This window comes from Streptomyces sp. cmx-18-6 (genome assembly GCF_046548915.1).
Classification (GTDB): Bacteria; Actinomycetota; Actinomycetes; order Streptomycetales; family Streptomycetaceae; genus Streptomyces.
The window spans coordinates 151,533-163,526 of sequence record NZ_JAEBEP010000010.1; the positions used below are offsets into that span (position 1 = coordinate 151,533).

5 protein-coding genes are annotated in these 11,994 nt (G+C 73.7%); 2 read left to right on the top strand and 3 right to left on the bottom strand.

Annotation, left to right across the window (positions count from 1 at the left end):
* Window positions 1-5: 5 nt before the first annotated feature.
* On the bottom strand, window positions 6-7,427 hold the full coding sequence (locus ACLJPL_RS23510) for an amino acid adenylation domain-containing protein (protein ID WP_411082884.1): 7,422 nt from the start codon (window positions 7,425-7,427) through the stop codon (window positions 6-8).
* Window positions 7,428-7,564: 137 nt separating this feature from the next.
* On the opposite strand from ACLJPL_RS23510, the gene ACLJPL_RS23515 reads away from it, so the two are divergent.
* Entirely contained in the window at window positions 7,565-8,848 is a 1,284-nt protein-coding gene (locus ACLJPL_RS23515) for a M20 family metallopeptidase (RefSeq protein WP_411082885.1), read from the top strand.
* A gap of 79 nt (window positions 8,849-8,927) precedes the next feature.
* Here ACLJPL_RS23515 and ACLJPL_RS23520 read toward each other — a convergent pair whose 3' ends face one another.
* A complete protein-coding gene (locus ACLJPL_RS23520; protein WP_411082886.1) occupies window positions 8,928-9,938 on the bottom strand; it encodes an ABC transporter substrate-binding protein in 1,011 nt (336 codons plus the stop codon).
* A 149-nt stretch (window positions 9,939-10,087) separates the two neighbouring features.
* Here ACLJPL_RS23520 and ACLJPL_RS23525 point away from each other — a divergent pair, with 149 nt between their 5' ends.
* Complete coding sequence (locus ACLJPL_RS23525; RefSeq protein ID WP_411082887.1) at window positions 10,088-10,879, top strand: ABC transporter ATP-binding protein; 792 nt, start codon at window positions 10,088-10,090, stop codon at window positions 10,877-10,879.
* 116 nt (window positions 10,880-10,995) lie between these two features.
* On the opposite strand, the gene meaB is transcribed toward ACLJPL_RS23525, so the two are convergent.
* On the bottom strand, window positions 10,996-11,991 hold the full coding sequence (meaB, locus tag ACLJPL_RS23530; protein WP_411082888.1) for a methylmalonyl Co-A mutase-associated GTPase MeaB: 996 nt from the start codon (window positions 11,989-11,991) through the stop codon (window positions 10,996-10,998).
* Window positions 11,992-11,994: the final 3 nt, after the last annotated feature.

The following is an 11,994-nucleotide window of genomic DNA, read 5'->3' on the forward strand; positions in this document are numbered from 1 at the left end:
CGGTGTCACTTCTCCAGCTCGGTGAGTCGGTCGGCGACCACGCGGGCGATGTGCGCGATCGGTTCGGGCAGGGTCATGTCCTTGTGCGAGCAGGCCACGTTCGTGTTGTCGATGCGCCCGCTCACGTACGGGGTCCAGGTCTGAGGCGTCAGGGTGTCGTCGATGGTGTCCACCGTGGCCCGGAAGAACAGCACATCGCCCCGGAACACCCGGTGTTCGTAGGCCCGTACGAGGTCGTTGGTGTTGAGGTACACCTCGCCCAGCGCCTCGATCTTCGCGGCGGACAGCGCGGCCAGCGGGGAGCCCTCGCGGCGCAGCACCTCCACCACGTTCGCCGTGGTCAGCTCCTTGTCCCCGAGGCTCTCGGGACCGTAACCGCCCATGGTGAGCAGCGATTCGAGCGCCTCGGCCCGGTCGGGCACCGGCAGGTCGCGGAAGCCCTCGGCGGGATACGCGTCCAGGATCGCCAGCAACTCGACCTCCTGGCCCGCCTCCTGGAGGTGGGCCGCGACGGCGTGCGCGATGATCCCGCCGGTCGACCAGCCGAGCAGCCGGTACGGTCCCTCCGGCTGGACCTCCCGGATGCGGGAGGCGTAGTGGGCGGCCAGCTCCTCCAGCGTGGTCGGCAGCGGATCGAGTGCCGTCGCCGCGCCGACGCCCTGGGCCTGGAGCCCGTAGATCGGCACATCGGCCGGGAGATGGCGGATCAGCCCCGCGTAGCACCAGCTCAGACCGCCCGCCGGGTGCACGCAGTGGACGGGGGAGCGGTCGCCCGGGCGGGCCGGCCGCAGCGGCAGCAGCACGTCCAGCGGGTCCTCCTCGCGGGAGACGTCCAGCGCCGCGTCGAGCGCGGCGGGCGTCGGGGCCTGGAACACCGTGCCGATCGACACCTCGATGCCGAACGCCGACTTGATCCGCCCCGCGAGGCGCACCGCGAGCAGCGAATGGCCGCCCAGATCGAAGAAATTGTCCTCCACCCCGGCGGACGGCAGCCCCAGCACCTCCGCGAAGATCGAGCAGAGCTGCTCCTCGCGCACGGTGCGCGGAGCCCGGCCCCCGCCGCCCACCGGAACGCCCGGCGCGGGCAGCGCCTTGCGGTCCAGCTTGCCGTTGCCGGTCAGCGGCAGCCGGTCCAGCACCACCACGGCCGAGGGCGCCATGTGCACCGGCAGGCTCGCCGCCGCGTGCTCGCGCAGCTCGGCCGGGAGGGGCCCGGCGCCCGGCGCGGGAACGACGTAGCCGACCAGCCGCTTGTCGCCGGGCACGTCCTCGCGCACGACGACCGCCACATCGGCGACCTTCGGATGAGTGGCCAACACGGCCTCGATCTCGCCCAGTTCGATGCGGAACCCGCGGATCTTCACCTGCTGGTCGCCGCGCCCGAAGTACTCCAGCGCCCCGTCCGCACGCCGCCGGGCGAGGTCGCCCGAGCGGTACATCCGGCTCCCGCTCTCCCCGAAGAGATGGGCGAACGGGTCGGCGACGAAGCGCCCCGCCGTCAGGTCCGGCCGCCCCAGATAGCCGAGGGCCACGCCCTGGCCGGCGACGTACATCTCACCGGTGACGCCCGGCGGCACCGGCTGGAGCCGGTCGTCCAGCACATAGACGCGCAGATCGGGGATGTTGACCCCGATGGTGCTGGAGACGGCGGAGGCGGCCGTCTCCCGGTCGAGCGCCAGGTAGGAGACATGGACCGTGGTCTCCGTGATGCCGTACATGTTGACCAGCTTCGGCGCGTTCTCGTGGTGGCGCGTGTACCAGTCCGCGAGCCGTCCCAGCTCCAGCGCCTCACCGCCGAACACCACATACCGCAGTGCCAGGTTGTGCCCCGGGGCCTCCCGGTCGGCGGCGGCCAGCTGGTAGAAGGCGGACGGCGTCTGGTTGAGCACGGTGACCTGCTCGTCGGCCAACAACCGCAGGAATGCCTGCGGGTCACGGCTCGTCAGATGCGGTACGACGACGACCCGGCCGCCGTACAGCAGCGCGCCCCACAGCTCCCACACCGAGAAGTCGAAGGCGTAGGAGTGGAACAGCGTCCACACGTCGTGCGGACCGAACGCGAACCAGTGCTCGGTCGCCGTCATCAGCCGCGTCACATTGTGCTGGGTGACGACGACCCCCTTGGGGCGGCCGGTGGAACCCGAGGTGTAGATGACGTACGCCGGGTCCTCGGCGCTCAGCGCCCGGGTCCGGTCCGCGTCGCCGACCGGCCCGTCCGGGTAGCCCGCCGCCTGGTCCACCGTGATCAGCGGGAGGTCGTGCGCGGGCAGCCGGTCCGCCGTCGCCGCGTCCGTGATCACCGCGGCCGGCCGGGCGTCCTCCAGCATGTACGCGAGGCGGTCCGCCGGGTAGTCCGGGTCCATCGGCAGATACGCCGCGCCCGACAGCGACACCGCCAGCAGCCCGGCCACCAGATCCAGCGAACGCGGCAGCGCGAGGGCCACGATGGAGCCGGGGCCGATGCCACGGGCCGCGAGCAGCCGGGCCAACGACTGGGCACGCGAGGAGAGTTGCGCGTACGTCAGCGAGTCGCCCGCGCAGCTCGCGGCCACCCGGTCCGGGTGACGGCGCACCGCCGCCTCGTACACCTCGGGAAGCGTGCGCGGCGCCGGCCGGGCGGCAGGAACCCCGTTGGCCTCCACCAGCGCGCGATGCACCTCGTCCTCACCGAGCACGGGCAGCAGCCCGACCGGGGTCTGTGGCTGCTCGGCGGCTGCGGTCAGCAGCCGGGCCAGCCGGTCCACGAGCGCCTGCGCGGTCGCCCGGTCGAAGAGATCCGTGCGGAACTCCAGGAACCCGGCGATCCCGCCGCCGGCCAACTCGCCCGCGTTCAGGGTCAGATCGAACTTGGCCGTGCCGGACGGCACGGCGGCGAGCCGCGCGGTGGCGTCCCGACCGAACGCGGCGGGCCCGTCCGCGATCGACTGCCAGGCCAGCATCACCTGGAACAGCGGGTGCCGGGCCAGCGAGCGCGGCGGGTTCAGCGCCTCCACCAGGTGGTCGAACGGCAGCGCGTCGTGTTCGTACGCGGCGAGCGTCGTCGCCCGCACCCGGTCGAGGAGGTCCCCGAAGCCGGGGTCGCCCGAGGTGTCGGTGCGCAGGACCACGGTGTTGGTGAAGAAGCCGACGAGCCCGGCCGTGGCGTCGTCGTCGCGGCCCGCCACCGGGGTGCCGATCGGGATGTCGGCGCCGCAGCCGTGCCGGGTCAGCAGGGCGGCCAGGCCCGCCTGCACGGTCATGAAGACCGTCGCGCCGTGCGCCCTGGCCAGCCGGCGCAGCGCCTCGTGCGCGGCCGCGTCCAGGGCGAACGGGACGGTGTCGCCCGCCGAGGTGGCGACCGGCGGCCGGGGTCGGTCGGTGGGCAGCTCCAGCTGGTCCGGCAGCCCCGCCAGCGCCTCGCGCCAGTGGGCGAGCTGGGCCTCGGCGAGCGGGGTCGGCGCGGCGGGGGTCCCCAGGAGCCGCTGGAGCCGTGCGGCGTGGTCGACGTACTGGCCGGACAGCGGCGTGAACTCCGGGGCGCGGCCCGCGAGGCGGGCGGTGTAGGCGGTGGCGAGGTCGCGGGCCAGGGGCGTGGTGGACGCGCCGTCGCCCGCGATGTGGTGCAGCAGCAGGAGCAGGGTGTGGTGGGCCGGGGAGTCGCTGAACAGGACCGTGCGCAGCGGCGGCTCCGCTGCCAGGTCGAAGCAGTGCCGCACCGCCTCGGTGAGGTCGCTGCCGGGCTCCGCGAGACGCAGCACGGGACGGGCCGCCTCATGCCCCGGGGGAAGGATGAGCTGGTGGGGGGTGCTGTCCCCGTCCGGTCCCGGCCCGTTGTCAGTGGGCGGATATACCGTTCTCAGTGTCTCGTGACGATCCGCCAGATCGTGCAGGGCGAGCTGGAGCGCGTCCCGGTCCAGGGGGCCGTTGACGCTCAGGACGAGCGGGATGTTGTAGGTGGGGCTGGGGCCTTCGAGGCGGTGGAGGAACCAGAGCCGCTGCTGGGCCGGAGACAGGGGGAGGGGACCGGTGCGGGGGAGCGGGGAGAGCGGCAGGGACGCGGTGGCCGCGCCGCTGCGGGTGCGTATCTGCGCCGCGATGGCCGCCGGGGTGGCGTGTCGGAAGACGTCGGCGATGGTGAACGGAACGCCGAAGTGCTCGCGGATGCGGGCTGCCAGCCGGGCGGCGAGCAGGGAGTGCCCGCCGAGGTCGAGGAAACCGGCCTCGGCGGCCGGGGGCTCCGCGATACCGAGGACGTCGGCGTAGAGCCCTCGCACGATCTCGGTGTGCGGGCCGCTCTCACCGGCGACCTCCGCACCGATGGCGGGGGAGAGCGGTTCGGGGTCCGGCAGCGCGCGGTGGTCCAGCTTGTCGTTCGCCGTACGGGGCAGGGCGTCGAGCAGCGTCACGGTCGCGGGGACCATGTGCTCGGGCAGGGCGGCGGCCAGGTGGTCGCGCAGGGCGTTCGGGGTGGGCGGTTCGGCGGCCTGCGCGGGGGAGCCGGCCTCGGTTTCGGCCCCGGTCCTGGCTTCGCTTCGCGCGCTCGCCCGCACCGGGACCGCGTAGGCGAGGAGCCGCTTGCCGTGGCCGCTGTCGCGGGCGATGACGGCGGCCGCCGCGACCTGCGGATGTGCGGCCAGCCGGGCCTGGATCTCCCCGAGTTCGATCCGGAAGCCGCGGATCTTCACCTGGTCGTCGCTGCGCCCGAGGAACTCCAGCGTGTGGTCCTCGCGGCGGCGCACCAGGTCCCCGGTGCGGTACATCCGGCCACCGGGCGCGCCGTGCTGCCCGCCGAACGGGTCGGCGACGAACCGCTCGGCGGTCAGGTCGGGGCGGCCCAGATAGCCGAGGGCCAGGCAGGCCCCGGCGACGTACAGCTCACCGGTCACACCGGCGGGCACCGGACGGAGGGAGGAGTCCAGGACGTAGACACGCGACCCGCGCACGGGTCTGCCCTCGGGGCGGGCCGGAGAGTCGCCGGGCAGCCAGTGGTAGGCGTCGACGGTCGTCTCGGTCGGCCCGTAGAGGTTGACCGGGTGCACGGCGTCGGCGGCGGTCAGCCGCTCCCACAGGGCCGGGGGCACGGTCTCGCCGCCGACGACCAGATGGGCGGGATGGTGGCGGCCCTCGTCCAGCAGCCCTTCGGCGATGAGCGCCTCGGCGTAGGAAGGGGTGACGTCGAGGTAGTCGACGCGGTGGGCGTCGACGTAGGCGGTCAGGACCGAGGGGTCCCGGTAGGCAGCGTCGTCCAGCAGATGCAGCTCATGCCCGTGGACCATCCACAGCAGCGGGTCCCAGGACGCGTCGAAGGCGAACGACGCGCTGTGGGCGACCCGGAGCCGGTCCCGGCCGGTGCGGGCGACGGCGGGGGCGATGTGGTCGGTGAGGTGGCCCGCGCCGAGATTGGCCAGTGAGGCGTGGCTGACGAGGACGCCCTTGGGGCGTCCGGTGGAACCGGAGGTGTGGATGAGATAGGCGGGGTCGCCGAGTGCGGGTCCGGCAGGGGGCGGCCCAGCGGGGCGGGCGGTGAGGGCGGCGGCCGTCGCGGGCTCGTCGAGTGCCACCGTGGGCAGCCCGTGGGCCGGCAGCGCGGCGAGCGTCGCGGCCGTGCCGACGACGCAGAGGGGCCGGGCGTCCTCCAGGACGGCCAGCGTCCGGGCGGCGGGGTGGCCGAGGTCGAGCGGCTGGCAGACCAGGCCCGCCTTCAGGACGGCGAGGAGCGCCACGACCATGTCGGCGGTCCGGGGCAGCGCCAGCGCCACCGTGGCGCCGGTGTCCCCCGGGGCCGCGTGTCCGGCCAGCAGGTGCGCCAGCCGGTCGGACGCGGCGTCGAGTTCGGCGAAGGTGAGCACGGCTCCGGAAGCGGCGGCGGCACCGGAGACAGCGCGGGCAGCCGCCTCGGCTCCGGCCGGGGCGCCGGCGGCGTCATCCGTCTCCCCGGCCCCCCGGAACGTGCCCGCCGCCGTCGAGCGCACGGCGACGGCCGTGGGCGTCAGCGCGGCCCGGGCGGCGAACGACTGGGGGAGGGTGAGTTCGGCGGCGGGCTCGGTGCGGCCGGCCGTGGCCTCGCGCACCTGGTCGCCGCTGAGCAGGTCCAGGGTGCCCACGGGCCGGTCCGGGTCGGTGAGCAGCAGCTCGGCCAGACCGTCGAGATAGCGCAGCCACGACTCCTCGTGGGCGGCGAGTCCCGTCTCCCCGTACGCGGCGGGGTTGGCGTCCAGGGTGAGCCGCAGGCCGCCGTCCGGCCCCGACGCCGCGCCGGCCGCGAGGCCCTCCACGGGGCCGGCGGCGAGGTTGCGCACGGTGCCGGGGAGTCCGGCGAAGTCCAGCGCGCCGTCGAAGGGCTTGATGTTGACCATCGGGCCGGTCAGCGGCACGTCGGCCGACTCCAGGGCCAGATCGCGGCGCAGGTCGGCCTGCGGGTAGCGCTGGTGGCGGCGGACCTCGCGGATCTCCAGCACCACCCGGCGCACGAGCTCGGCCCCGGTGTCCCGCGGGTGTACGGCGATCCGCAGCGGCAGCACGTTCACCGTCATGGCGGGGGTGCGCAGGGCCGCCGGTCCGCGCCGGTTGGTCAGCGGGAGGCCCAGCACCACGTCCTGGGCCCCGGTGAGCCGGTGCAGATGGCCCGCGGTCGCGGCGACCACGAGCTCGGCCCAGGTCGCTCTGGCCACGCGTGCCGCCCGGGAGAGCCGGTCCAGGGCGCTCGCGGGGAGGTCGGTGACCCGGTGGAGGAGGTCACCGCCGCCAGGGACATCGGCATCGGGGCGGGCGGCCTCGGGGGCGTACCCGGCCATGCGCTCCGCCCAGAAGGCGCGGTCCCGGTCGTACTCCTCACCGGCCAGGTACGCCGCCTCGTCGCCGGTCAGCTCGCTCAGCGGGGCGAACCTGCCCCCGGGCGCGGGCTCATCGGCGACGGCGGCCGAGTACAGCTCCGCCACCCGGCGGCCGATCAGCGAGAGCGCGTAGGCGTCGACGGCTATGTGGTGGACGCGCTGGTACCACCAGTGGCGGCCCTCCCCGACCCGGATCAGCGCCTGCGTCATCAGCGCGCCGGCGGCGGCCAGGTCCACCGGCCGGGCCAGGTCCTCCCGCATCCACGCCTCGGCCTGTTCCTCCGTCAGGTCGAGGCGGTGCACGACGGGATCGGCGGCGTCCGTGACGTACTGCACCGGTGCGCCGTCGGCGTCGGAGAGCCGCAGGGCCAGCGTCTCCGCCTCGCCCACGGTCCGTACGAGCGCCTCGGCGAACAGGCCGCCGTCCAGCGGCCCGTCGATCTCCACGCAATCCGCCGTGTTGAACTCCGTCCCCAGCGGCGACAGTTGGTGCGCGTAGTAGATGCCCGACTGAGCGGCCAGAAGGGGAAGTCCCGGGGAGGGGGAAGGCGGGGAAGGGGCGCCACCGGGCTGCGCTGCCGAAGAGCTGGTCGGGCGGTTCGGACGCTCATGCATGTGTGTGACGACTCCCCTGAAGGACAACGGACACCGGGCCACCGGACTCCCGGTATGCACTTAGGTAAGCCTAAGTTAACGTATGCGGGACAGTGCACGCGACCGTCCGAGGGCGGTCAGGACCGCCAGGAGAGACCATGACCGTCCCCCGGACCGAACGCCCCGAGTCGCGGGCCGGTGAAGCGGCCGACGAACGGCTCCACACCCTGCGGGCCGCCGTCCGGGACGCGGTCATGAGCAGCTCCAAGGATCTGCTCGACCTGAGCCGGCGCATCCACGCAGATCCGGAGACCGCCTTCGAGGAACACCGCTCCGCCGCCCTGTGCGCCGAACTCCTGGCCGCCCACGGCTTCGAGGTCACCGCACCCGCCCATGGCCTGGAGACGGCGTTCCGGGCCACCATCGGCTCCGGGCCGGTCACCGTCGCCATCGCCTGCGAGTACGACGCGCTGCCCGGCCTCGGACACGCCTGCGGCCACAACCTGATCGCCGCCGCCGGAGTCGGCGCGGCCCTCGGCCTCGCCCCGTACGCCGACGAACTCGGCCTGACCGTCAGGGTTCTCGGCACGCCCGCCGAGGAGCGCGGGGCGGGCAAGGCGCTCCTCCTGGACGCCGGTGCGTTCGACGGCGTGGACGCGGCGATGATGGTCCACCCCTGCCCCTTCGAGCTCGCGGACTTCCGCTCCTTCGCCCTCGGCACCCTCGACGTCACCTACACCGGCCGCTCCGCCCACCCGAGTCTCAACCCGCACGAGGGCCGCAACGCCGCCGACGCGCTGACGGTCGCCCAGGTCGCCCTGGGGCTGCTCCGTCAGCAACTGCCGCCCCAGTGGCGGGTGCACGGCGTCACCACGGCGGCCGGGACCGCGCCCAACGTGATACCCGACCTGGCCACGGCCACGTACGAGATCCGCGCCCTCGCCGCCGAGGACCTGCGGGAGCTGCGGCAGCGGGTCGAGGACTGCTTCCGGGCCGGCGCACTCGCCACCGGCTGCGAAGTGGCCCTGGAGCGCCCCGAGCCCGACTACCTCGACTTCCGGGGCGACCCGGAGCTGATCCGGCTCTGGAGCGCCAACGCCCGGGAGCTCGGCCGCGCCGAACCGGTCGAGCGCCCGCCCTTCGCCTGCACGGACATGGGCAACGTCTCGCATGTGGTGCCGTCCATCCACCCGGTGCTGGACATCAGCGGGGGAGCCTGCGGGCCGCACGAGCCCGAGTTCGTCGCGGCGGCCATCTCCCCGGCGGCCGAACAGGCCCTGCTGGACGGCGCGGTGGGCATGGCGTGGACCGCCGCGGACTTCGCGGCCGCCCGGACCGCCTCCGCGGAGGCCCCCACGTCGTCCGTCCGGACCGCCTCCGCGGAGGCCCCCACCTCGTCCGCCCGGACCGCCTCCGGAGAAGCCGCCACCCCGTCCGCCTGACCCGGCCCTTTGAGATCGTGGCCCGGCCCGGAGAACTCCGGGCCGGGCCACGATCCGCGCAATTGCTTTGGTGGTGCGGCTACTTGGCGGAGAGCGCCTTGATGTAGTCCTCCATCACGACATCGGCCGCCAGCGGGCCGCCGCGGGTGGACCACACCGAGCCGTCGACCGTCACGACCTGCTTGTTCTTGACCGCGCCGAGCTCCTTGTAGGCCGGCTTGTCCTGGACGTCCTTGAGCGCCTTGGCGCCGTCCGAGGTCAGCGTCGACAGGAACAGCCAGTCGCCGTCGATCTCGTTGATCTTCTCCAGGCTGAGCGACGGGGTGTGCGCGTTGCCGTCCTTGTTCTGGGACTTGGGCCGCTTCAGCCCCATCTCCAGCGCGACCCCGCTCGCGAACTGCTTGTTCTCCATCCAGCTCGGCCCGTCCGGGTTCCAGCGGACGATGGAGACCTCGGCGCCCTTGTTCTTCCCGAGCTTCTCCCCGGCGGCCTTGGCGGCGGCCTCGTGGTCGGTGATGAACTTGTTGGCCGCGTCCAGCTTGTTGACGGCGTTGCCGACACCGCGGAAGAACAGCTTCCAGTCGTCGGTCGGCGCCATCGTCACCAGCGTGGCCGGGGTGATCTCGCGGAGCTGCTTGAGCACCTGCTCGTCCTGCATGTCACCGGCGAGGATCAGGTCGGGCTTGGCGGCGACGACCTTGTCCATGACCGGCTGGAGGAGGTTGCCGACGACGTTGACGCCCTCGACCTTCTCCGCCAGGTAGGCCGGCGGCTTGTCCAGGCCCTGCCCGTTGGTGATGCCGACCGGCTTGATGTCCAGCGCAAGCACCGCGTCCAGGTCCTCCTGGGTGAGCGTCACGATGCGCTTGGGCTCCGTGGGTATCTCCACGGCCGCACCGGTGGCGTCCTTGACGGTCCGGGTGGCGGACGAGGCGGAGTCGGCCTTGCCCGCCTTCTTGTCGCCGGAGGGCTTGCCGGAGTCGGAGTCCGTTCCGCAGGCGGTGAGGAGGAGGGCGGCGGCGCCGAGCGTGGCGACGGCTCGCGCCGCTCTTCGGGAGGCGGTGCGGACGGGGCGGCGGTGCAGGGTCATCAAGGGCTCCGGAATCAACGGGACATGAAGCGACGAGGGCACTACGGCAGCACGAGGGCGACCGAGGGCCGCTCGGCGAGCTAAGGTTAGCCTTACTTTAGCGGCATCAGGCAAGGTGATGCCCCATTTCTTCGGAAAGGCCGGTCGTCGTGGACATCCGTGTTGAACAGCTCACCGCTGGATACGCCGGTCATACCGCCGTGGACCACGTCGATCTGACCGTGCCGTCCGGACAGGTGGCGGCGATCGTCGGCCCCAACGGCTGCGGCAAGTCGACCCTGCTGCGCTGTGTGGCCCGCCTCCACCAGCCCCGCTCGGGTCAGGTGTTCGCCGGCGACGCCGACGTCTGGCAGCTCCGCCAGCGCGACGCCGCCCACCGCATAGCCCTGCTGCCCCAGGCCCCGCAGGCCCCCGAGGCGGTGACCGTCGCCGGACTCGTACGGTACGGACGCCACCCGCACCAGGGCCTGTTCCGCCAGTGGTCGCACGAGGACGAGGAGGCGGTCACCCGCGCCCTGGAGGCCACCGGCACCACCGCTCTGGCCGACCGCCGCCTCGACCAGCTCTCCGGCGGCCAGCGCCAGCGCTGCTGGCTCGCCATGGCCCTCGCCCAGGAGACCCCGATCGTCCTCCTCGACGAACCGACCAGCGCCCTCGACATCGGCCACGCCGTGGAGGTCCTGGACCTGGTGCGCGAGGTCGCGGCGCAGGGCCGCACCATCGTCATGGTCGTCCACGACCTGGCCGCGGCCGCCCGCTACGCCGACACCCTGGTCGCCATGCGCGCCGGCCGGATCGTCGCCTCCGGGCCGCCGCGCGAGATCGTCGACGCCGACCTGGTGCGGGAGCTGTACGGCATCGAGGCGGAGATCCTCACCGCGACCTCGGACGGCGCCCCCGTCGTCGTACCGACCGTCCACGTGCCCGCGGTCGGCGTCTGAGCCGCGCCGCACCGCCGGTCCGTCGCGCGCACCCACCCCCGTGCGCCGCGCGTCGCACCCCCGAAACGCCGATGGGCCCCTCCGTCCGGGGGCCCATCGGTCTGTTCGGGCGCGGCTCAGGCGGTCTCGTCGCCGCGGAACACGCCGAGGATCTCCTCGGCGGCCAGCGTCGCCGTCAACGTGCCGTCCCGGACCCGCTGTTCGAGATCCGGGGCGAGCTTGCGCACCGCCGGGTGGTTGCGCAGGCTGTCCAGCAGCTCGTCGCGGACCATCGTCCAGGTCCAGTCCACCTGCTGGTCGCGGCGCTTGGCCGCGAGCCTGCCGGTGGACTCCAGGACCGTACGGTGCTGCTCCAGCCGCTCCCACAGCGTGTCGAGCCCGGTCGACTCGCGGGCGCTGCACGTGAGGACCGGGGGGGTCCAGGCCGCGTCCACCGGGTGCATCAGCCGCAGCGCGCCCGCCAGTTCGCGCGCCGCCGAGCGGGCGTCGCGCTCGTGCGGGCCGTCCGCCTTGTTCACCGCGATGGCGTCCGCCAGCTCCAGGACGCCCTTCTTGATGCCCTGCAACTGGTCGCCGGTCCGGGCCAGGGTCAACAGCAGGAACGTGTCCACCATGTTGGCGACCGCCGTCTCCGACTGCCCGACCCCCACCGTCTCCACGAGCACCACGTCGTACCCCGCCGCCTCCATCACCACGATGGACTCCCGGGTCGCCTTCGCCACCCCGCCCAGCGTCCCGGCGGTGGGGGAGGGGCGCACGAAGGCCGCCGGGTCCACCGCGAGGCGTTCCATCCGGGTCTTGTCGCCCAGGATGGAACCGCCGGTACGGCTGGAGGACGGGTCCACGGCCAGCACCGCCACCCGGTGCCCGAGCCCGGTGAGCATCGTGCCGAGCGCGTCGATGAAGGTGGACTTGCCCACCCCCGGCACCCCGCTGATCCCGATCCGCCGGGCCCGCCCGGCGTGCGGCAGCAACTGGCTCAGCAACTCCTGGGCCAGCACCCGGTGTTCGGCCCGCGTCGACTCGACGAGCGTGATGGCGCGCGCCACGAACGCCCGCCTGCCGTCGAGCACTCCCCGCACATAACTGTCGATGTCGATCTTGGCGGCCATCCG

Bases quoted from the DNA above. Each gene is read 5' to 3' on its own strand.
- meaB (WP_411082888.1), bottom strand. From the start codon at position 11,991: ATGGCCGCCAAGATCGACATCGACAGTTATGTGCGGGGAGTGCTCGAC.
- ACLJPL_RS23515 (WP_411082885.1), top strand. From the start codon at position 7,565: ATGACCGTCCCCCGGACCGAACGCCCCGAGTCGCGGGCCGGTGAAGCG.
- ACLJPL_RS23520 (WP_411082886.1), bottom strand. From the start codon at position 9,938: ATGACCCTGCACCGCCGCCCCGTCCGCACCGCCTCCCGAAGAGCGGCG.
- ACLJPL_RS23510 (WP_411082884.1), bottom strand. From the start codon at position 7,427: ATGCATGAGCGTCCGAACCGCCCGACCAGCTCTTCGGCAGCGCAGCCC.